Source organism: Achromobacter kerstersii (assembly GCF_902859595.1).
Classification (GTDB): Bacteria; Pseudomonadota; Gammaproteobacteria; order Burkholderiales; family Burkholderiaceae_B; genus Achromobacter; species Achromobacter kerstersii.
Map to the genome: position 1 here is coordinate 132,868 of NZ_CADIJQ010000007.1, position 21,627 is coordinate 154,494.

The 21,627-nt window shown below is 66.3% G+C and carries 20 protein-coding genes; 8 read left to right on the forward strand and 12 right to left on the reverse strand.

Going from position 1 to position 21,627, the window contains the following annotated elements:
* Window positions 1-79: 79 nt before the first annotated feature.
* From HV765_RS20280 to HV765_RS20300, 5 genes are read right to left on the reverse strand one after another with little or no spacing between them, the layout of a single operon-like run.
* Window positions 80-1,042: an NAD(P)H-dependent flavin oxidoreductase gene (locus tag HV765_RS20280; protein WP_175170763.1), complete on the reverse strand. Its 963-nt coding sequence runs from the start codon at window positions 1,040-1,042 to the stop codon at window positions 80-82.
* 29 nt (window positions 1,043-1,071) lie between these two features.
* The gene (locus tag HV765_RS20285; RefSeq protein ID WP_054420573.1) at window positions 1,072-2,046 is read right to left on the reverse strand and encodes a Bug family tripartite tricarboxylate transporter substrate binding protein; all 975 of its coding nucleotides are present in this window, start codon (window positions 2,044-2,046) and stop codon (window positions 1,072-1,074) included.
* Window positions 2,047-2,103: 57 nt separating this feature from the next.
* Window positions 2,104-3,624 (reverse strand): class I adenylate-forming enzyme family protein, encoded by a 1,521-nt coding sequence (locus tag HV765_RS20290; protein WP_175170764.1) that lies wholly within the window; start codon window positions 3,622-3,624, stop codon window positions 2,104-2,106.
* Window positions 3,625-3,641: 17 nt separating this feature from the next.
* Window positions 3,642-4,814, reverse strand: coding sequence for a thiolase (locus tag HV765_RS20295; RefSeq protein ID WP_175170765.1), 1,173 nt, complete (start codon window positions 4,812-4,814; stop codon window positions 3,642-3,644).
* Complete coding sequence (locus HV765_RS20300) at window positions 4,811-5,215, reverse strand: Zn-ribbon domain-containing OB-fold protein (protein WP_054420576.1); 405 nt, start codon at window positions 5,213-5,215, stop codon at window positions 4,811-4,813. The genes HV765_RS20295 and HV765_RS20300 overlap by 4 nt, the downstream gene beginning before the upstream one ends.
* 198 nt (window positions 5,216-5,413) lie before the next feature.
* On the opposite strand from HV765_RS20300, the gene HV765_RS20305 reads away from it, so the two are divergent.
* The 3 genes from HV765_RS20305 to paaG are packed head-to-tail and all read left to right on the forward strand — an operon-like array spanning window position 5,414 to window position 8,719.
* Window positions 5,414-6,604, forward strand: a complete 1,191-nt coding sequence (locus HV765_RS20305; RefSeq protein ID WP_054420577.1) for an acyl-CoA dehydrogenase family protein — start codon at window positions 5,414-5,416, stop codon at window positions 6,602-6,604.
* Between the two features lie 34 nt (window positions 6,605-6,638).
* Entirely contained in the window at window positions 6,639-7,841 is a 1,203-nt protein-coding gene (locus tag HV765_RS20310; protein ID WP_175170766.1) for an acyl-CoA dehydrogenase family protein, read from the forward strand.
* On the forward strand, window positions 7,838-8,719 hold the full coding sequence (paaG, locus tag HV765_RS20315; RefSeq protein ID WP_254600654.1) for a 2-(1,2-epoxy-1,2-dihydrophenyl)acetyl-CoA isomerase PaaG: 882 nt from the start codon (window positions 7,838-7,840) through the stop codon (window positions 8,717-8,719). Before HV765_RS20310 ends, paaG begins: the two co-directional genes overlap by 4 nt.
* A gap of 40 nt (window positions 8,720-8,759) precedes the next feature.
* On the opposite strand, the gene HV765_RS20320 is transcribed toward paaG, so the two are convergent.
* On the reverse strand, window positions 8,760-9,653 hold the full coding sequence (locus HV765_RS20320; protein ID WP_054420579.1) for a LysR substrate-binding domain-containing protein: 894 nt from the start codon (window positions 9,651-9,653) through the stop codon (window positions 8,760-8,762).
* A 150-nt stretch (window positions 9,654-9,803) separates the two neighbouring features.
* Between HV765_RS20320 and HV765_RS20325 the strand changes: the two genes are divergently transcribed.
* From HV765_RS20325 to HV765_RS20340, 4 genes are read left to right on the forward strand one after another with little or no spacing between them, the layout of a single operon-like run.
* The gene (locus tag HV765_RS20325; RefSeq protein WP_175170767.1) at window positions 9,804-10,634 is read left to right on the forward strand and encodes an HTD2 family dehydratase; all 831 of its coding nucleotides are present in this window, start codon (window positions 9,804-9,806) and stop codon (window positions 10,632-10,634) included.
* Entirely contained in the window at window positions 10,631-11,824 is a 1,194-nt protein-coding gene (locus HV765_RS20330; RefSeq protein WP_054420581.1) for a CaiB/BaiF CoA transferase family protein, read from the forward strand. Before HV765_RS20325 ends, HV765_RS20330 begins: the two co-directional genes overlap by 4 nt.
* Entirely contained in the window at window positions 11,821-12,654 is an 834-nt protein-coding gene (locus HV765_RS20335; protein WP_175170768.1) for an HpcH/HpaI aldolase/citrate lyase family protein, read from the forward strand. The genes HV765_RS20330 and HV765_RS20335 overlap by 4 nt, the downstream gene beginning before the upstream one ends.
* A complete protein-coding gene (locus tag HV765_RS20340) occupies window positions 12,651-13,547 on the forward strand; it encodes a sugar kinase (RefSeq protein WP_175170769.1) in 897 nt (298 codons plus the stop codon). The genes HV765_RS20335 and HV765_RS20340 overlap by 4 nt, the downstream gene beginning before the upstream one ends.
* 181 nt (window positions 13,548-13,728) lie before the next feature.
* Here the strand turns inward: HV765_RS20340 and HV765_RS20345 are convergent, their stop codons facing one another.
* From HV765_RS20345 to hda, 4 genes are read right to left on the reverse strand one after another with little or no spacing between them, the layout of a single operon-like run.
* Entirely contained in the window at window positions 13,729-14,205 is a 477-nt protein-coding gene (locus HV765_RS20345; RefSeq protein ID WP_175170770.1) for a 2-amino-4-hydroxy-6-hydroxymethyldihydropteridine diphosphokinase, read from the reverse strand.
* A gap of 16 nt (window positions 14,206-14,221) precedes the next feature.
* Window positions 14,222-15,613: a polynucleotide adenylyltransferase PcnB gene (gene pcnB / locus HV765_RS20350; protein ID WP_175170771.1), complete on the reverse strand. Its 1,392-nt coding sequence runs from the start codon at window positions 15,611-15,613 to the stop codon at window positions 14,222-14,224.
* Window positions 15,614-16,312, reverse strand: a complete 699-nt coding sequence (locus HV765_RS20355) for an HAD family hydrolase (RefSeq protein WP_054420586.1) — start codon at window positions 16,310-16,312, stop codon at window positions 15,614-15,616.
* Window positions 16,309-17,010, reverse strand: coding sequence for a DnaA regulatory inactivator Hda (hda, locus tag HV765_RS20360; protein ID WP_054420587.1), 702 nt, complete (start codon window positions 17,008-17,010; stop codon window positions 16,309-16,311). Before hda ends, HV765_RS20355 begins: the two co-directional genes overlap by 4 nt.
* 419 nt (window positions 17,011-17,429) lie before the next feature.
* Between hda and purM the strand changes: the two genes are divergently transcribed.
* Entirely contained in the window at window positions 17,430-18,479 is a 1,050-nt protein-coding gene (gene purM, locus HV765_RS20365; RefSeq protein WP_175170772.1) for a phosphoribosylformylglycinamidine cyclo-ligase, read from the forward strand.
* Between the two features lie 87 nt (window positions 18,480-18,566).
* Here purM and miaA read toward each other — a convergent pair whose 3' ends face one another.
* Both miaA and mutL read right to left on the reverse strand, forming a co-directional pair.
* Entirely contained in the window at window positions 18,567-19,538 is a 972-nt protein-coding gene (gene miaA, locus HV765_RS20370; protein WP_175170773.1) for a tRNA (adenosine(37)-N6)-dimethylallyltransferase MiaA, read from the reverse strand.
* Window positions 19,539-19,540: 2 nt separating this feature from the next.
* Complete coding sequence (gene mutL, locus HV765_RS20375) at window positions 19,541-21,538, reverse strand: DNA mismatch repair endonuclease MutL (protein ID WP_054420590.1); 1,998 nt, start codon at window positions 21,536-21,538, stop codon at window positions 19,541-19,543.
* Window positions 21,539-21,627: the final 89 nt, after the last annotated feature.

Here is a 21,627-nt window from a genome sequence, read left to right on the forward strand (position 1 = left end):
GTCCCCTCACCGCAAGGAGGTGATCAAGCTGCCATCACCGCCTTGTGGTGATCAAGCTGCCATCACCGCCTTGTGGTGATCAAGCCCCCATCACTGCTTTGCGCGCGTTGCGATATTCCAATTCCAACTGATCCACCAGCGTCGCTATCGGCAGGATCTCTTGCGCTGCGCCCACGCCCTGGCCGGCGCTCCAGACATCTTTCCAAGCCTTGGGCCGTGAGTTCTTGTCCATGTTGGCGGGCGGCGCCTCGCCGTTCTTGGCCAACACCAGCGGGTCCAGTCCGGCGGCCTGGATGCTGGCCGACAGATAGTTCGCGGGCACGCCCGAGAAGTAGGGCGTGTAGGTGACATCGGCCGCTTGCGCTTGCAGCACCATTTCGCGATACGCCTCGCCTGCCAGCGATTCTTGCGTGGCGATGAAGCGGGTGCCCATGTAGGCGAAGTCGCAGCCCAGCACTTGGGCGGCCAGGATGTCTTTGCCGTGGCTGATGCAGCCCGACAGCGCCAGCGGGCCGTCGTAGAACGCGCGGATTTCATTGACGAGCGCAATCGGATTGATCTGGCCCGCGTGGCCCCCCGCGCCCGCGGCAACCAGGATCAGGCCATCAACGCCCGCTTCCAGCGCGCGCTTGGCGTGCCGCACGTTCGTGACGTCGTGATAGACCAGCCCGCCATAGGGATGCACCGCGCGCACCACCGCTTCGGGTGCGTGCAGTGACGTGATGATGAGCGGCACGCGCCGTTCCGCGCAGATGGCCAGGTCACCCTGCCAGCGCGGGTTGCTGGGATGGATGATCAGGTTCACGCCATACGGTGCAACCTTGGCCGACGGATCGGCGCGCCGCTTGGCCGCCAGCCCGTCTTCGATGCGGGTGATCCAGTCTTGCAGCTGCTCTTGCGGGCGGGCATTCAGGGAAGGAAAGGTGCCGATGATCCCCGCTGCGCATTGCGCCACGACCAGCTCTGGCCCGGAGACCAAAAACATGGGGGCGCCGATGATGGGCAGGCGGGTCTGGGCGTGTAGCGCAAGCGGAGGATGCATCTGTGGGCTCCGGTAAGGGTCAGCGGGGGTCAGTTGGCCTGGATGTTGGCGCTTTGGATAACGTCAGACCACAGGGCGTATTCGCGGTCGATGCGGGATTGCAGCGCCTGGGAATCGCCCGTGTTGATGGTGTAGCCGCCTTCGGTCATGGCTTGCCGGAAGGCGGGGTCTTTGGACACGTCGGCCAGCGCCCGCGTGAGCCGTGCGGAGACCGCGTCAGGCAGTTTTTTCGGCCCGACCAGCGCGTACCAGCCGACCACTTCGTAGTCTTTCATGCCGGCTTCCATCATCGTGGGCACGTCGGGCAGTTCCGGGTTGCGGGTCTTGGACGTGACGGCCAGCGCGCGCGCCTTGCCGCTTTTGATGAAGGGGATGGCGGTGCTGGTGATGTCGAACATGAACGTCACCTTGCCGCTGATCACGTCCATCATCGCGGGCGAGTTGCCGCGGTACGGCACGTGCAGCATGGACGCGTCGGCCTGCTTCTTCAAGAGTTCGGCAGACAGGTGGTTGGACGCGCCGATGCCGGCGGAGCCGAACGACACGGCATCGGGATGCGAACGCGCGTAGTTGACAAGCTCGCCCACATTCTTGGCGGGAATCTGCGGGCCGATCAGCAGCACGTTGGCGTAGTCGACCACCAGCCCGATCAACGAGAAATCGCGGCGCGGATCGAACAGCGTGCTGCGTTGAACCAGCGGCGACATGGTCAATGTGGGGCTGGCGGCAAAGCCCAGCATGTAGCCGTCGGGCGTGGCCTTGGCGGTGGCGTCCGAGGCGATCATGCCGCTTGCACCCGCACGGTTTTCCACCACGACGGGCTGGCCGAGCTTGTCGCCCAGGTACTTGGCGAACACGCGCGCCGTGGTGTCCACGGGGCCGCCGGGGGCGTAGCCCACCAGCAGGCGGATGGGGCGTTCGGGGTAGGCGTCCGCGCTTGCGGGGGCCGCAAGTGCGCAAGCCGCCACGGCGGCGGCCGTAGCGAATAGGGTCTTGATGTTCACGCTGTTGTCTCCTTGGGGGTAGGGGGCAGGTCGTGGAGCGGAACAGCGAGTCCGCGCCTACGCCAGCCTTTCTTTCAACGGCTGCTTCAGGATCTTGCCGCTGACGGTCGTGGGAATCGTGTCGATGGGGATGATGCGAGCGGGGCGCTTGTACGGCGCCAGCTGCGCGCGCAGATGCAAGCCCAGCAGGTTGGTGTCGATCGTGGCGCCGGGCAGCGGCTCGACAAACGCGATGACTTCTTCATTCTGGTCAGCGGTGTTGCGCCCCACCACGGCCGACAGCCGCACGCCCGGGTAGGCGTTGATGACCGACTCGACTTCAATGGGATACACGTTGAAGCCCGAGCGGATGATCAAGTCCTTGGTGCGGCCCGCGATGAACAACGCGCCGCTGCCATCGACATAGCCGATATCGCCGGTGTTGAGCCAGCCGCCGGGCAGCAGCGCGTCGGCGGTTTGCTCGGGGTTGCGGTAGTAGCCCAGCATGACGCCGGGGCCGCGGATCAGGATGTCGCCGCGTTCGCCGGGCGTGGGGGCGCCCGCGTCGGGGCTGCCGATGCGCAGTTCGACGCCGTCCACCGCATAGCCCGCCGAGCAATCGTCGCGCGGCGCGTCGATGTTGGTGATGAACATCGACCCGGCGTATTCGGTGATGCCGTAGCCGTGATGCATGGGCACGCCAAAGTAGCGTTCGGCGTCGCGCTTGAGCGTCGGGTCAAGCGCCGCGCCGCCCGTGTACACGTAGCGCAGGGCAGGGGCGCGCAGTTCTGCGCGGGGCGGGGCTACCGCCATCATGCGGCTGAACATGGTGGGCACGCCTTGCAGAATGCTGACGCCGGGATGCGCCAACGCGTTGAAGGCGTCGGCGGCATCGAAGCGGCTGCGCAGCACCAGGCTGGCGCCCGCATGCACGGTGGCCATCAACACGGTGGCGATGCCGAAGATGTGCGACATGGGCAGCGCCGCGTAGCCGATGTCGTGCGGCGTCAGGCGGCGCGATGCCGCCGACACGCGCGCAAAATGCAGCAGGCCGCGATGCGGCACCAGCACGCCCTTGGGTGCGCCCGTGGTGCCGGACGTGTAGATGACGGTGGCGACTTCCGCCGCGAGCGCGCCGGTTTCCGCTGGGGTTGGCGTGCTGGCGCGCGCGGCCTGTACGCCAGGCCCCCAGACGGCCGCGTCCGCATCCACGGCGCCGGCGGCGGACGCATGATCAGCCGCTGCCGCCGAGATGCCGGTGGTGTAGAGCAGCAGCTCGGGCTGCGCATGCTGGCGGATGTTGTCGACCTCGCGGGCGGACAAACGGGCGTTCACGCCCACCGGCCACGCTCCCACGACGCCGCATCCGAACAGCGCCGCCACCATCGCCGCGCAGTTTTCCCCCACCATCAGCACACGATGGCCGGGCTGCACGCCTTGATCGCGCAACCAGCCCGCCACGGCTTGAACGCGCTGCCACAGCTGCGCGTACGTCAGCGTGCCGCCACCTTCTTCGTACAGGCAGATGGAGTCGGGCTGCTGGCGCGCTTGCTGCGCCAGCACGTGATGGATACGGGTGATGGGTTCTGCGTGAGACATCGGAGTCGCCGGTGAAATCAAAGCGTGGCTTGGGTGCCGAGGATGGCGGTGGATTGGCTGGACAGCGTGCCGCCATTGCCGTGCACCAGCGCAAGCTGGGCGTTGGCGACCTGGCGCGCGCCACCTTCACCGCGTAGCTGCCTGACGGCTTCGATCATGATGAAGACGCCGTACATGCCGGGATGCACGCAGCACAAGCCGCCGCCATTGGTGTTGACGGGCAGCCTGCCCCCCGGGGCGATGGCGCCGTCCGCGATGAAGTCTTTGCTTTCGCCTTTGGCGCAGAAGCCCAGGTCTTCCAGGAACAGCAGCGTGTTGATGGTGAAGGCGTCGTAGAGCTCGACAACGTCGATCTCTTTGGGCGTTACGCCCGCCATGGCAAAGGCGCGCTTGCCGGATTCGGCGGCGGCGGTCACCGTCAGGTCTTCCATTGAAGAGATCTGCCGGTTCCAGACGGCGGTGGCGTTGCCCAGCACGTAGACGGGCGGACGCGGCAGGTCGCGCGCACGGTCGGCGCGCACCAGCACGTAGGCGCCCGCGCCGTCGGTGACCAGGCAGCAGTCGCGCACGCTCAAGGGGTCTGACACCATGCGGGCGGACAAAATCTGGTCCAGCGTGGCGGGTTCGCGCAGTTGCGCCTCGGGGTTCAACTGCGCCCACTGGTTGGCCGCCAGCGCCACCTGCGCCAGATGTTCGCGGCGCGTGCCGTACTGGTGCATGTGGCGCGCGGCCGCCAGGGCATAAGACGACAATGGGCTCAGCGGGTCGTAGGGCGTTTCGTAGGGTTGGGGGTCGAACTGCTTGCGGACGCGGCCGACTTCGGCGCGGCTCAGCGTGGACGTGCGTTGCGTGCTGCCATAGCAGACCAGCACGGCGTTGCACTGGCCGGAGGCCAGCGCATGCAGCGCCGGCATCAGGTGCGCAACGAAGCTGGAGCCGCCCAGCATGGTGCTGTCGATGAAGGTGGGGCGGATGCCCAGGTGTTCGATGACCGGCATCGCCCACATCGGCGCCGCCACGCTGGCGGTGCAGATGCCGTCGATGTCGCGCATCGTCAGCCCGGCGTCGGCCACGGCGCGTTGCGCCGCCTGTACCAGGATTTCCATTTCGGTGTAGCCCGTGGCTTGCCCCAGGCCAGCGTGGCCCACACCGGCCACGGCGACGGCGCCGCGTAGATCATTAAGCGTCATGCCGCCTCCTTGTTGGGTACGAAGATCACCAGGCCGTGGCCATCCTGTTGCGCGACCTGGGCGCGCACCGCCATGCCGATGTGTACGTCGCCCGGAGCCACGCCTTCCACGCGGCTCATCAGCCGCACGCCTTCTTGCAGGTCGATCAACGCTACGTTGTAGTCGCCACCGGCTTCGGGTTTGCGCCGCACGACGGTGGTGGAATAAACGGTGCCGCGTCCGTCGGGCGTGGCCCAATCGAGTTTGTCTGCGCCGCAATGCGGGCAGATCATGCGGGGGTAGAACACGGCGCGGTCGCAGCCGTTGCAATGCTGGATAAGAAAGCGGCCTTGATCGAGCGCCTGGCGGTACTGCGCCTCGACGCCTTGCAACCCGCTTTCCTTGGGATCGGAAACAGTCATGGTGGGAGGGGATTCCAGTGGATGACGCTTGCTAGTGTCGGCACAGCCGCCGCGTTCGGCCATTCTTCATTGCTGAAGCAGGCCTTTTGCGCGCCTGTAGTGGCGGCGCCCTACATCCTGCGCGAAGCCGGTCTTCGGAAGAGGCAGATTGTCCGGCTGCACCGGCCATGGCTAGATACCGGGCAAAGGAGGTAGACCATGAACCTGACCTGGACGCCCGAAGAGCGCCAATTCCGCGACGAGGTGCGCGCGTTCGCCATCTCGAAGCTGCCGGACGATATTCGCGACAAGGTGCTGCGGCATCAGCGGCTGGAGCGCAACGACTATGTGCGCTGGCACAACATCCTGGCGGATCAGGGTTGGGGCGCGCCCAACTGGCCCGTCGAACACGGCGGCACGGGTTGGAACGCGTTGCAGCGTCTGATCTTCGAAGTGGAATGCTTCAAGGCCGGTGCGCCGCGTCTGCTGCCCTTCGGCCTGTCCATGATCGGCCCGGTGCTGATGAAGTACGGCAGCGCCGAACAGCAGGCCCGCCTGTTGCCGCGCATGCTGCGCGTGGAAGACTGGTGGTGCCAGGGCTATTCCGAGCCGGGTTCCGGGTCTGATCTGGCGTCGCTGAAAACGCGCGCCGTGCGCGAGGGCGATGACTACATCGTCAACGGCCAGAAAACCTGGACCACGCTGGCGCAGTACGCCGATTGGATGTTCTGCCTGGTCCGCACCGACCCCGACGCGCGCGCGCAGCGCGGCATCTCGATGCTGTTGCTGGACATGCGCTCGCCGGGCGTGACGGTGCGCCCCATCCGCACGCTGGACGGCGGCCATGATGTGAACGAGGTCTGGCTGGAAAACGTGCGGGTGCCGGTGTCGAACCTGGTGGGCGAAGAGAACCAGGGCTGGACGTACGCCAAGTATCTGCTGGGCCACGAGCGCACGGGCATCGCCGGCTTGGGCCATTGCCATCGCGAGCTGGGCATCTTGAAGGACATGGCTGCGCGCGCGCGTTCGCACGGCTTGCCGCTGCTGGCCGACAACCGTATCCGCGACCGCATCTCGCGCATCGAAGTGGACATCATGGCGCTGGAAATGCTGCTGTTGCGCGTGGCGTCCAGCAATGACGGCACGCCGGGGCCGGAAGCGTCGGTGCTGAAGATACGCGGCTCCGAGATTCAGCAGGATCTGGCCATGCTGCAAATGGAAGTGGCGGGGCCGGATGCCTGGCCTTACGACCCCGATTGGCTGGAAGCGGACAACGACGGCCACGGGCCAGGGCCAGAGATGGCCGCCGCGGCCGGCGCGGGTTACGCCGATATGCGCAAGACCTCGATCTACGGCGGCACGACCGAAGTGCAGAAGGGCATCATCGCCCGCCTGGTGCTGGGCCTGTAGGCCGGCTGACGCGCAACCCGACAGGAAGAGACGCATGGATTTCATCTATACCGAAGAACAGCGCATGCTGGCCGACAGCCTGCGCCGCCTGGTGGACCAGGCATGGACCTATCCCCAGCGCCGCGCCCGTCAGGCGGCTGGCCGGCTTGACCCCAAGGCATGGGGCGCGCTGGCGGAACTTGGCGTGCTGGGCCTGACCATTTCGCAGGATTTTTGCGGCTTTGGCGAAGTGCCGGCCAGCCTGCTGCCGGTGCACGTGGAGCTGGGGCGCGGGCTGGTGTCCGAGCCGGTCATCCCCAGCGCCGTGATGGGCGCAGCCTTGCTGGATGCCTGCGATGACGCGGTGCGCACGCGCTGGTTGCCCGGCATTGCGTCGGGCGAGTCCATCGTCAGCGTGGCGTATCAGGAACCCGGCCGGCGCTACGACACCGACCCGCAAGATTGCCGCGCCGCCAAAACGGCTGAGGGCTGGCGCGTGGACGGCGTCAAACATCTGGTGTGGCATGGCGCCGCCGCCACGGCGTGGCTGGTCAGCGCGAAGGGCGCAGACGGCCAGACGCTGTTGCTGGCTGTGCCCGCAGATTCGGCGGGCGTACGCGTCACCGACACGCCCACGTTGGACGGCGCGCGCTGTGCGCGGCTGGATATGGATGCGGTCGGCTTGCCTGCGGATGCCTTGCTGGCGGAAGGGCCGGCTGCCGATCAGGCGCTGGCGCAGGCGTTGCAATGGGGCACGGCGGCATTGTGCGCGCATGCGGCGGGCGCGATGGACCGCCTGTTGGAAATCACCGTCGACTATCTCAAAACGCGCAAGCAGTTCGGCCAGCCGCTGGCGACGTTCCAGGCGTTGCAGCATCGTTTGGCCGAGATGTTGGTGGCGAAGGAACTGGCCCTGTCCATGGCCTATGTGGCAGTGGCGGCGTTGACCGAGCCGGACGTGGCGGAGCGCCGCCGCATGATTGCGTCGGCCAAGCTGGAAGCGGCGCGCGCCGGGCGTCTTGTGGCGCAGATGGCGGTGCAGCTGCATGGCGGCATGGGCATGACGGACGAGCTGGATGTGGGCGACTACTTCAAGCGGCTGACGGTGATCGATCAACTGTTGGGCGACACCGCCGAACAGCTGGCGGTGCTTGAGCAACTGGCCGCTGCAAAGGAATCCGCCACTGAAAAGAAATCCGCTACTGAAAAGAAATCCGCTACTGAAAAGAAATCCGCCACTGAAAAGGAATGGGCATGAGCGCACAACCTTCCCACGCGGCAGCGGTTGACAACAAAGCCGGCAACAAAGCCGACAACAAAGTGGGCAACAACGTCGGCAACCCCGGCGACTACACCCAGATTCAATTCACGCTGGACCGTGGCGTCGGCGTCATCACGCTGAACCGGCCTGACCGCCTGAACAGCTTCACTGAAGTCATGCACGCCGAGTTGGCGCGCGCGTTGGATGTCATGGAAGCCGATGCGGACTTGCGCGGCCTGGTCATCACCGGCGCCGGCCGTGGCTTTTGCGCTGGCCAGGACTTAAGCGAACGCAAACCTGCCGAAGATGGTTCGCGGCGCGACCTGAGCCAGATTCTTGAGGCATGTTATCGGCCCTTGATCACACGACTGCGCGCCTTGCCGGTGCCGGTGGTGTGCGTGATGAATGGCGTCGCGGCGGGTGCGGGCGCGAGTCTGGTGCTGGCTTGCGATGTTGTATTTGCCGTGCAGTCCGCGCGCTTCATTCAGGCCTTCAGCAAGATCGGCTTGCTGCCGGATGCGGGCGGCACGTGGTTCCTGCCGCGTCTGGTGGGGTCGGCCCGCGCGATGGGCGCGGCGCTGTTTGGCGAAGCAGTGACCGCCACGCAAGCGGAATCCTGGGGCCTGATCTGGCGCGTGGTGCCTGACGACGCGCTTGCCGCCACACTGTCTGATGTGACGGCAACCCTGGCGGCGGGGCCAACGCGGGCTTACGCCGCGACGAAAGCCGCGCTGCATGCGTCCAGCGGCAACACGCTGGCGCAGCAGTTCGATATGGAATGCCGCTTGCAGCGCGAGCTGGGCTACACCGACGATTACCTGGAGGGCATGCGCGCGTTTGCCGAAAAACGGCCGCCGGCCTTCAGCGGGAAGTGAGCCCGGACGTGATGCCGGACATCACCCAACCCACCGTGCATCACGGCGCGTGCGGAACCTGGATCTGTTCGATGAGTTCGCGCGCGCAGCCGGGCAGGGCGTCAATGTCGCGCACCAGCAGCTTGCGTTCGCGTACCACCCAGGGTTCATCCAGTTCCACCACTCGCAACTTGGTGTCGGCGCCGTAACGGCGGGCAGCGGAATCCGGAATGACGCCTACGCCCACGCCCGCCTGCACCATCCGGCAGATGGAATCGAAGCTATAGAGCTGGATGCGCTGCGGCAGGCGCTGGCCGTTGCGTTCCAGCTGGTCTCGCAGGAAGGCGACGAGCGTTGAGCCTTCGTGCATGGTGATGAACGGGTAGCGCACCGCGTCGATCAGCTTGACCTTGTCCTGGTCTTGCAGCGGGTGGCCATTGGGCACGACCAGCACCAGCCGGTCGGTGCTGAAGTGGATGGCTTGCAGTTCGGGCGCGTCCACGGGGCCTGCCACGATGCCCAGGTCGGTTGTGCCGTCCAGCACGCCGCGCACGATGTCGCGTGTCAGGCGTTCCTGCAAGTCCACCGTCACGCCCGGGTGGCCCGCCAGGAATTGCGCCAGGATGTCCGGCATGAATTCGGTCACGGCCGTGGTGTTGGCGAAGATCCGGATATGCCCGGCGTCGCCATCTGATTGCTCCTGGAAGTCATGCTTCAGGTGGTCGACCTGGCGCATGATCACGCGGGCATGCTGCAGCAGCTTCTGGCCGGCGGGCGTGATTTCCACGCCGCGGCTGTCGCGGTACAGCAGTCGGGAATTGAGCTGGTTCTCCAGCGCCTTGATCCGCACGCTGACCGCGGCCAGGGACAGATGCGCCCGCTTGGCCGCCTGGGTCAGGCTGGGGGATTCGGCGATGTGGATGAACAGGCGAAGGTCGGCAAGGTCGAAGTGCATGGGGTGTAGTTTACGGCGCGCGGCGCCGGGACTGGGCGTGGGCTGTCGATTCAGGCGCCGCAAACCCCGCCTTGAGGAAAAACGAATTCACAACGGGGACGGCTTGCGGGCATTCTTCATCCTTGAGAAAACCCCACCAAAGGATATGGCATGACTTCTACAGATCCGGCAGCCTGGATCGGCAGCGGCGAACGCAAGGCGGACGCCATGGACCCCGGCCATGCCGCGCGTATCGCCGCCACCCTGGGCGGGGCCGCGCCCGCGCAGGGGGAAGCCTTGCCGCCGCTGTGGCAATGGGCGTTTTTCATCAGCACGGTGGGCATGGATGGCTTGGGGACAGATGGGCACCCCTCGCGCGGCGGTTTCCTGCCGCCCGCCCAGGACCGCAACCGCATGTGGGCGGGCGGCCGGGTTGAGTTCCGCCAGCCGCTGAAGGTGGGTGTGCCGGCCGAGCGCGTGTCCACCGTTGCCGACGTCAAGGAAAAAACGGGCCGCACGGGCGCCTTGCTGTTTGTCACCGTGCGCCACGAATACCACCAGGCGGGCGAAATCGTCATCCAGGAAGAGCAGGACATCGTGTACCGCCAGCCGTCGCCGCCCAAGCTCGCAGGCAGTGAACCGGCCCCCGAGGCGCAATGGCGCGACACCGTCAACCCGTCTTCCATTCTGCTGTTCCGTTATTCCGCGGTGACCTTCAACGGCCATCGCATTCATTACGACCACCCCTACGTGACGGGCACCGAGGGCTATCCCGGCCTGGTTGTGCATGGCCCGTTGATCGCCACGGAAATGGTCGCCGCCTTTGCGCGCGCCCATCCCAAGGCGCGCCTGACGCATCTGGCCTACCGTGGCCTGCGCCCGCTGATTTCGCCCACGCCCTTCCAGGTAGCCGGCCGCTTGACCGAGCCGGGCCTGGCCCAGCTGTGGGCCGAGCAGGACGGCACGCTGGCCCACCAAGCTGAACTGAGGTTTACCGAATGAGCACACAGGCATCCCGCCCCTTGGACGGCATCACCGTCGTCAGCCTGGAACACGCCATCGCCGCGCCGTTCTGCACCCGCCAGCTGGCGGATATGGGCGCCCGCGTCATCAAGATCGAACGCCCCGGCAGCGGCGATTTCGCGCGCGGCTACGACGAGCGCGTGCGCGGCTTGTCGTCGCACTTCGTCTGGACCAACCGGTCCAAGGAAAGCCTGACACTGGACCTGAAGCGCGACGAGGCCGGCGGCATCATGGACCGTCTGCTGGAATCGGCCGACGTGCTGGTGCAAAACCTGGCGCCGGGCGCGGCGGCCCGGCTGGGCCTGTCGTTTGACGCCCTGCACAAGAAATTCCCGCGCCTGATCGTGTGTGATATCTCGGGCTATGGCGAAGGCGGCCCGTATCAGGACAAGAAGGCCTACGACCTGCTCATCCAGAGCGAAAGCGGCTTTCTGTCGGTCACCGGCACGCAGGACGACCCGGTCAAGGCCGGGTGTTCCATCGCCGATATCGCGGCGGGCATGTATGCGTATTCGGCCATTCTGAACGCGCTGCTGCTGCGCCAGAAAACTGGGCTGGGCAGCCGGCTGGACGTATCCATGCTGGAAAGCATGGTCGAGTGGATGGGTTTTCCCATGTACTACGCGTTCGAAGGCGCAAAGCCCCCGGTGCGCGCAGGCGCGGCGCACGCCTCCATCTACCCCTACGGCCCGTTCCCGGTGGGCGACGGCTCGACCATCATGCTGGGCCTGCAGAACGAACGCGAATGGCGCGTGTTCTGCGCCCAGGTGCTACGCCAGGCCTCGCTTGCCGAAGACCCGCGCTTCATCTCGAACTCGCAGCGCACCGCCAACCGCGACGCCTTGCGCGATCTGATCGTGGCGGCGTTTGCCGACTTGTCCATCGACCAGGTCACGCAACGGCTGGAAGATGCGCAAATCGCCAACGCCCGCGTCAACGACATGGCAGGCGTCTGGGCGCACCCGCAGTTGCAGGCGCGCGCCCGCTGGAGCCAGGTGGACAGCCCCGCCGGCGTGCTGCCCGCGCTGCTGCCGCCCGCCAGCAGCAACGCCTTTACGCCGCGTATGGCCGCCGTGCCTGCCGTGGGCCAAAACACGGATGCGGTGCTAGCATCGCTGGGATACGCGCCAGAACAAGTGGCGCAGTTCCATGATTCGGAGGTCGTGTGACCCATCCCGTCGTTCGTAGCGCCCTGTTCGTGCCGGCCTCGCGCGCCGAGCGCATCCCTAAAGCGCTGGCCGCTGGCGCCGACACCGTCATCGTCGATCTCGAAGACGCCGTCGAACATCTGGCCAAGGCGTCCGCCCGGGAATCGCTGTGCGACTTCCTGGGGACGCATCGCGAGGCCCGTTTGTGGGTGCGCATCAACGACGCATCAACCTCCTGGCACGACGACGACTTGAAAGCGTGCCGTGGCCGGCCCGGCGTGGCCGGCATCTTGTTGCCCAAAGCCGAAAGCCTGGCCCAGGTGCGGCATGTGGCGCAGACGGGTTTGCGGGTCATCCCCATTATTGAAACCGCGCGCGGCCTGCTCAACGCCGCCGAGGTCGCCTCCACGCCCGGCGTGGCGCGGCTGGCGTTCGGCAGCCTGGACTACGGCTTGGACATGGGCCTGACGCCCGACACGCCCGGCGCCGATACGGTGCTGGACCATGCGCGGGTGCAAGTCTTGCTGCATAGCCGTTCGGCGGGCCTTGCGCCCGCGCTGGACGGCGTGTTTCCCGGCGTGCAAGACGTGGCCGGGCTGGCGCAGGCGGCCGGCCGCGCCCAGCAGATGGGGTTTGGCGGCATGCTGTGCATCCACCCAGCGCAGGTTCCGGTGATCCACGCGGCCTTCGTGCCTGCGCGGGAAGAACTCGACTGGGCGCGCCGCGTCGTTGCCGCGCATCGCGAGACGGCGGCCGGCACCTTCATGCTGGAAGGCAAGATGGTCGATGCGCCCGTCATCGCGCGCGCCCGATTGGTGCTGGCCCAAGCGGGCGAGCAGGCCCCCGCATGAGCGACGCGCTGTTTATCGGGCATACCTATATCGACGTCACCGTGCTGGCTGACACCTGGCCCACCGGCGACGAAAAAAGCGTGGCGCGTGACTACGCCGTGTCCTTTGGCGGCAACGCCGTCACGGCGGCGTTTGCGTGCGGACGGCTGGGGTCGCCGCCCGATCTGATCTGTTCATTGGCGCCCGACTGGCTGGGCCATATGTACTCCGACATGGCGGCGGCGCACGGCGTGACGCTGCACGCGCGTCATGTGCGGCGGTCGTCGCTGTCGTTCATCATGCCCAACCACGGCAAGCGCGCGATTGTTCGCGCGCGCGATGTGGACTACCTGAATGAATTCCCGCGGCTGGATATCAGCGGCTACCGCGCCCTGCATCTGGATGGCCACCAGCCCGACGCCGCGCTGCACTATGCGCGCGCTTGCCGGCAGGCGGGGGTGCTGACGTCACTGGATGGCGGCGGCGTGCGCGAGAACACTGACGAGCTGCTGCGCTACATCGACGTCGCCGTCTGCGCCGAACGCATGTGCGAACAGCTGGACCTGACGCCCGAAAGCTTGCTGGATCTGCTCAAGGCCCGCGGCTGCCGCATCGGCGCCGTCACGATGGGCGAGCGCGGCATGCTGTGGTACGACGAAACGGGCCACGTCGATATCCTGCCGTCGCTGGACGTGCCGGGTCATCGCATTGTGGATACGTCGGGGGCGGGTGACGTGTTCCACGGCGCCTATGTGTGGTCTTACCTGAACCGCCCGGATCAACCCTGGGCGGAACACTTCACCTTCGCGCGCGCGGCATCGGCGCACAAGATTCAGCATCTGGGCAATGAAGCCGGGCTGCCGAAGGTGGAAGATGTGGAACGGGCGATGATGGCGTTTGCGCCGAAGGGGTAGCGCTGCGGTGGTGTGATGGGTTGCGCGTGAGGGTATGAGGGATGCTTGAGCGTGCGGGGGGCTTGAGCGTGCGGGATGCTTGAACGTGCGGGATGCTTGGTCCAGACGGTGCCGCGCTTCACGCATCCTGCGAAACGCTACCCATTCTAGGATGCTGCAAGCCCATTCCGGCCCGCGCCCCTCAAACCGCAATTCGCTCAATCGCCTGATCTTTGATCTCTGCAATCCACGCCGAAACCGGCCGTCCCATGACGCTGATTTCCGGCGCAATATCCCGTAGCGGCAGCAACACAAACGCCCGTTGATGCATGCGCGGATGCGGCACGATCAGGCGTTCGTGATCCATCGACCTATCTCCGTACAGCAATAGATCCAGGTCCAGCGTGCGAGGCGCGTTCTTATAAGGACGCTGCCGGCCGTGCTGGTTTTCCAGCGCTTGCAGCGCGTCCAGCAAGGCCAAAGGCGGCAAGTGCGTATCCAGCGCCGCCACGGCATTGACGAAGTCGGGGCCGGTGGCCTCCACGGGGGCGCTGCGGTAGAACGGCGATGCCGTCACGGCGGCGATGCCGTCCGTGGCTTGCAGCTCGGCCAGCACGTGGCGCAGCGTGGCCGCGCCATCACCCAGGTTGGCGCCCAGGCCGATATACGCGCGGACCATGGCAGGCGGCACGGTGTTACTCGGCGCTGGACGGGCCGCGCGACGGCGAACGGCGCGGACGGCGGCGCTTGCGCGGGCCTGACGACGTGGACGGGCCTGCGCCACCACCGCCACCCGCATCACCGGCTTCACGCGGCAGGCGCGAGACTTCTTCGATCATGTCGGCGCGGGTGACGTCATCGGCGTTAGCCAAGTCCATCCACCATTGCGCCAGCACGCTGTCGAACTCGCCGGCCGCGGCGCGCAGTTGCAGGAAATCGCAGGCGGCGCGAAAGCGCGGCTGCTCGATCATGCGGAAAATCGTCTTGCCCATGCGGCGTTCGAAACGCGGCTGCATGAACCAGATTTCGCGCATGTCGGACGAGAAGCGGCGCTGGATGGCGAGCTTCTCGGTCTGTTCGTCCAGCACGGAATCCGCCGCTTGCGACAGCGCGGGAATGGTGTGCTCGCCCTGGGCGCGCAGCTGCTTCCAGCGCACGTCCACCTGCTGCCACAGCAGGGCGGCAAACAGGAAGCTGGGGCTGATGGTCTTGCCGGCGCGCACGCGGGCGTCGGTGCGTTCCAGCGCGAGTTCAACGAAGTGCTCGCCGCCCGGTTGTTCCAGCACCACATCCAGCAACGGCAAGAGCCCGTTGTGCAGGCCGTCTGCGCGCAACTGGCGCAGGCAATCCATAGCGTGGCCGCAGGTCAGCAGCTTCAGCATTTCGTCGAACAGGCGGGATGCCGGCACGTTTTCAATGAGCTCGGCCATGGTGCTGATCGGCTGGCGCGTGGCCGGGTCGATCGTGCCATTGAGCTTCGCGGCAAAACGCACGGCGCGCAGCATGCGGACCGGGTCTTCGCGGTAACGCTTGACCGGGTCGCCAATGATGCGGACCTGGCGCTTTTTCAAGTCGGCCACGCCATTGTGGTAGTCGATGACTTCCTCGTTGTGCGGGTCGTAGTACAGCGCGTTCATCGTGAAGTCGCGGCGCTTGGCGTCTTCTTCCTGCGAACCGAATACGTTGTCGCGCAGGATGCGGCCGTGCTCGTCGGTTTCCTGCTCTTCCGAGGCGGGCGCGCGGAAGGTGGACGTTTCGATGATTTCCTGGCCGAACACCACGTGCACCAGCTGGAAGCGGCGGCCGATGATGCGGGCGCGGCGAAACAGCGGGCGGATCTGTTCGGGCGTGGCGTTGGTGGCCACGTCGAAGTCCTTGGGTTCCAGCCCCACGATCAGGTCGCGAACGGCGCCGCCAACGATAAAGGCGTCATAGCCGTGCTGGCGCAGCACTTCGCAGACCTTGATGGCGTGGCGCGAAACGTTACGGCGGTCGATGCCGTGCTTGTCGCGCTCGATGCGCAACGGCCCCCGGGGCGCCGGCGCGAACAAGCGGCCGACGAATTTTTTTATGGTGTCAGTGATCATTTAGGACTTCGAGTCTTCCATGTGGTCGAACAAGTCGATCACTTGCCAGCCACGTTCCTGAGCGATATTGCGCAGGGTCGGGCTGGGGTTGGCGGCGATCGGACGGGTCACCTTTTCGAGCAGCGGTACATCATTGACCGAATCGCTATAGAAAAACGATTCGGAGAAATCCGCAAGCCCCAGGCGCATCGCGGACAGCCAATCGTTCACGCGCACCACCTTGCCTTCCTTGAAACTGGGCGTGCCCAGGATGCGGCCGGTGTAGCGGCCGTTCAGGTATTCGGCGTCGGTAGCCACCAGGTGCGGCACGCCAAAGGCGCGGGCGATGGGGGCGGTGACGAAGCTGTTGGTCGCCGTGACGATGGCGCACAGGTCGCCAGCATCCAGGTGGGATTGCACCAACGCGCGGGCGTCGGCGGTGATGGACGGGCGGATGACTTCACGCATGAATTCTTCGTGCCAGTCCGCCAGGTCATAAGGAGAATGCGCCGCCAGCAACCCCAGCATGAACTCGGCGGCCTGTTCGGCGGTGAGTTCGCCGCGGTTGTAGCGGTCCATCAGGTCGTCGTTCTGACGGCGGGCTTCGTCCGGGTCTCCCGCACGGCCCGTGCGTGCCAGATAGTCGGCCCATTGGTAGTCGCTATCCAGCGGCAACAGGGTGTGATCCAGGTCGAACAGGGCGAGACGTCGGGAGGTCATGTGCGTTGTGAATCAGGGTCTGCGAGCATGGCCCGCAACAAAGGCAAGGTGATGGGACGGCCGGTGGCCAGGGAATAGCGGTCAAGCGCGTCGATCAGCGCGGCCAGTTTGCGGATGTCGCGTTCGTGGTGAATCAACATCCAGTTGATGATTTCAGGCGCCAGATGCATGCCGCGTTCGGCGGCCTGCGCGGATAGCGCGGCGAGCTTGTCGGCATCCGACAGCGGGTCCAGGCGGAACACCAGGTCCCAGCCCAGGCGGGTGCGCAGGTCTTCGCGCAGCGGCATCGACAGCGGGGCGCGGTCGCCCGCCAAGGCCAGCGCAAAGGCGCGGCCGGTGGCGGCGGATTCGCGCCAGCGGTTGTACAGCGCGAACAACGCGGCCTGACGGGTGTCGTCCATGCGGTGCACATCGTCCACGGCCACGAACTTGGGCATGGGCGATTTGGAATCGGCCTCGGCCAGGCGGCGCAGCATCGTTTCACCCTTGGCGGGGTCGATGAAGACGGCGTCGGGGCGGGCGGTCAGCGCGCGCAGCAGATGCGTGCGGCCACAACCGGCTGCGCCCCAGATATACAGGGCGCGGCCCGGATTGAGCGCGCGCACCGCTGCCAGCGCTTCCCCGTTGGGGCCGGCGATGTAGTTGTTCAGCGATGGCGCTGGCGCGGGAAGAACGTCGAGCAGCAGCTGGCGGTTCATGAGAGGTTATCAATCAGGCTGGTTCGGTACTGCCGCAGCCCGGCACAAACACGGCCCGGCACGACAATTGCATCGCGGGGGCGCGCAGCGGCGCAGGACATGCCGGTGTTGCCGGAAAAGCCAAAAAACGGTGAAGCAAGGGGCCGGGGCAAGCCCTTTCCAGGCGCTATCCGCCAGAAACTGGCAAAATCCATACCGGCCAACCCGACACTTTAAACCACCTGGGGGGATGGTGTCGCGCCCAAGGGCTTTGCCTGGCTTGGGTTTGCGCCCTTTTTTGCCCCCTGGCCGGTCAGACCGGCCCCTGCCGCAATCCCCACGCGCGGCCGGTTCGATCCCTGCTCAACGCCGCAACATCGTAAAATGCAGGGCGTTCCACCAAATTCCCAGCAATTGTTACATACCCCACGGCATTTCTCATGACGAATCAACCTAAAGCCCCCTTGACCTACCGCGATGCCGGTGTCGACATCGACGCAGGCGACGCCCTGGTCGACCGTATCAAACCCCTCGCCGCGCGCACCATGCGCCCCGGGGTGCTGGCCGGTATCGGCGGCTTTGGCGCCTTGTTCGAAGTGCCGAAGAAGTACAACGAGCCCGTGCTGGTCTCGGGCACCGACGGCGTGGGCACCAAGCTGCGCCTGGCCTTCGAGTGGAACCGCCACGACACCGTGGGTATCGACTTGGTCGCCATGAGCGTCAACGACATCCTGGTGCAGGGCGCTGAACCCCTGTTCTTCCTGGACTACTTCGCCTGCGGCAAGCTCTCGGTGGACACGGCGGCGTCGGTGGTGGGCGGCATTGCCAAGGGCTGCGAATTGTCGGGCTGCGCGCTGATCGGCGGCGAAACCGCTGAAATGCCGGGCATGTACCCGGACGGCGAATACGACCTGGCTGGCTTTGCGGTGGGCGCGGTGGAAAAGTCCGCCATCATCGACGGCAAGTCCATCAAGCCGGGCGACGTGGTGCTGGGCCTGGCCTCCAGCGGCGTGCATTCCAACGGTTTTTCGCTGGTGCGCAAGATCATCGAACGCGCCGACGCCAAGCCCACCGACGACTTCCACGGCCAGCCGCTGGTTGACGTCGTGATGGCGCCCACGCGCATCTACGTGAAGCAAGTGCTGGCCGCGCTGGCCAAGCACGGCACCGACATCAAGGGCCTGGCCCACATCACCGGCGGCGGTCTGCTGGACAACGTGCCGCGCATTCTGCAAGCCGGCCTGTCGGCCAAGCTGCACCGTGACGGCTGGGAAATGCCCAAGCTGTTCCAATGGCTGCAAGAGCAGGGCGGCGTCGAAGACACCGAAATGCACCGCGTCTTCAACTGCGGCATCGGCATGGTGCTGGTGGTGGACGCGGCCCAGGCCGACGCCATCGCCGCCACGCTGCGCGAGCAAGGCGAAACCGTCAACAAGATCGGCGAAATCGTCGAGCAGACGGAAGGCATGGCGCAGACCTTCGTGGTGTAAACCGCGTTCTGGTCTTTGACCTTGCATGAAAAAACCCGCCGATGGCGGGTTTTTGTTTTTTGGGATGGGCGACGTGGAGAAAACGCCTTAAGCCTTGCCGGCCAGCGCCATCGCCACCGCATCGATCGTCTGCGCCACGGCGTCGGGCGCCAGGCAATCCACGATGACGCGCTCGGGCTGGGCGCGCAGCCACGTGATCTGGCGCTTGGCCAGTTGGCGCGTGGCGGCAATGCCCTGTTCGCGCGCGGTGGCCAGATCGATCTCGCCATCCAGATGCGCCCACATTTGCCGGTAGCCCACGCAGCGCACGGATGGCAGGCCGGGATGCAGATCGGGGCGCGCGTGCAAGCCCCGGACTTCATCCAGCAGGCCGCCCGCCAGCATGGCGTCAAAGCGCTGTTCGATGCGTGCGTGCAGCGCGCTGCGCTCGGACGGTTCGAGGCTGATCGTCAGGTATTGATTGGCGTCGTCGTCCGGCTTGCGCTCGCCGCGTTGCAGCAGCGCCGACATGGGCTGGCCCGACAATTGGCAGATCTCCAACGCACGCTGAATGCGCTGGCTGTCGTTGGGCGCCAGGCGTGCGGCGGTGATGGGGTCCAGCACTGCCAGTTCGGCATGCAGCGCCGGCCAGCCGTGGACGGCGGCTCGGGCTTCAAGCTCGGCGCGCAAGGCGGGATCGGCCTGAGGCAGGTCGTCCAGCCCGTCGCGCAGCGCTTTGTAGTACATCATCGTGCCGCCCGCCAGCAGCGGGATGCGGCCACGCGCACGGATCTCGTCGATCAGGCGCAGCGCATCGGCGCGGAACTCGGCGGCGGAATACGACTGCGCCGGGTCCAGGATGTCCAGCAGATGCTGCGGCACGCGTGCCTGTTCTTCGGGCGACGGCTTGGCGGTGCCGATGTCCATGCCGCGATAGATCGTGGCGGAATCGACGTTGACGATTTCCATTGGCCAGCGCTCGGCCAGCGCCAACGTGGACGCGCTCTTGCCTGCGGCGGTGGGGCCAGCCAGGCAAATGACCAGCGGCGTTTCGGTTGCGGGGGTAAGGGAAGACGGCAAACTTATTGTCCGCGCAGAAAGAGCTTGTCCAGGTCGGACACCGACCACTGCACCCAGGTCGGGCGGCCATGATTGCATTGATCGGCGCGCTCGGTGGTTTCCATCTGCCGCAGCAGCCCGTTCATTTCTTCAATGGTCAGCTTGCGGTTGGCGCGCACGGAACCGTGGCAGGCCATGGTGGACAGCAGTTCGTTGCGTTGCTCCGTCAGCAAGCGCGACACCCCCACGGCGCCCAGATCGCGCAGCACGGCGCGGGCCAGCGTCTCGATGTCTCCACGGGCCAGGATGGCGGGCACGGAACGCACGGCGATCGACGTGGGGCCTGACGGGCGCATCTCGAAACCCAGATCGCTGAGTTGTTCGTCGAATTCTTCCACGATGGCCACGTCCTTTTCCTGGGCGTGGAACACGACTGGCACCAACAGGTCTTGGCGTGGCAGGCTGCGGGCGTCCAGCGCCTGCTTCAGCTGTTCATAGACGACGCGCTCGTGCGCCGCGTGCATGTCCACCAGCACCATGCCCCGGCGGTTCTGCGCCAGGATGTAGATGCCGTGCAACTGCGCCAACGCCATGCCCAGCGGATGTTCCTCATCGGCGGGCAGCGTGGCGGCCGCGCGGGGTTCGCTGACCGGCGTGACCTTGGCGGCCGTGTCGTCGCCAAGCGGGCGGTACAACGATTGCCAATCCGCGGCGGGAATGCCGGCGGGTTCTGCGTGCAGCCGGAACGGCACCTGCGTGTGGGCGCGTTGCGGGGTGGGCGACGGGCGCAGGCCATACGTGGCGTTGGATGTGTTGCCGCCGGTGTAGCCGGGGCGAGGCGAGTCCGCAGCGGGCGCCGGGGCCGCCGTGTTGACCGGCGCGCTTTGCGAAGTACTGTCAGGAGCGCGATACGGCGGGACCGGGGCAGCGTTCGCAGACCCGCTTTCAGCAGGACGCGCCACGGTTTCAAAGCCGCCGTCTTCCGACTCGTTCTGTGCGGCGGAAGCGCCGGGGGGCGTGACCGCGGACGAACCGCCCGTCTGCGCCAGCGTCTGGCCAACGGCGTGCGACACAAACCGGTGCACCGCGCCGCTGTCGCGGAAACGGACTTCATGTTTGGCCGGGTGCACGTTCACGTCCACGGCGGCGGGGTCAATGTCCAGGAACAGTACGTAGGCGGGCTGACGGTCACCGTGCAGGACGTCGGCATAGGCCGCGCGCAGCGCATGGCTGACGGTGCGGTCGCGCACATAGCGGCCGTTTACGTACAGGTATTGGCGGTCGGCGCGGGCGCGGGCGGCGGTGGGGCGGGTGATCATGCCGGCCAGGCTGACCGTGCCAACCGCATGCGACAGCAACAGGCCATGTTCGGCGAATTCCGCGCCCAGCACGTCGCGGATGCGCTGCGGGGGCTCGGCGGGCAGCCATTGGCGCTGCGCGCGGTCATGGTGGAACAGCCGGAACGCAATCTGGGGGTGCGCCAGCGCAATGCGCTCCATGGCGTCAACGCAATGGCCGAACTCGGTGGCTTCGGATCGCAGGAACTTGCGGCGTGCGGGCACGGCGTCAAACAACTGGCGCACATCCACGGTGGTGCCCGGCGGGCCGGATGCCGGGCTGACCTGCATGCTGCCGGCGTCGATTTGCCAGGCGTGTTCGCCGTCGCGGGTGCGCGAAATGATGGTGACCTGGGCGACCGACGCAATGGAGGCCAGCGCTTCGCCGCGAAACCCCATCGACGCCACCGACTCCAGTTCGTTCAGCGAGCGGATCTTGCTGGTGGCGTGGCGGGCCAGCGCCAGCGGCAGTTCTTCAGGGGGAATGCCGCCGCCGTCGTCGGTGACGGCAATCCGCCGGATGCCGCCGCCTTCCAGGCGCACTTCGATGGCGCGACCGCCCGCGTCAATCGCGTTTTCAAGGATTTCCTTGAGCACGGAGGCGGGGCGCTCAATCACTTCGCCAGCGGCAATCTGGCTGATGAGCAGGTCGGGAAGCGCAAGAATGGAACGGCGTTCGGTCATTAGGCTCAAGTCTGGTGGGGCTATGTGGACGATTTTAGCGTCATGGGCGGGTGGGCTATAGTCGCTGGGAAATTTCCTTCCTCCGATCC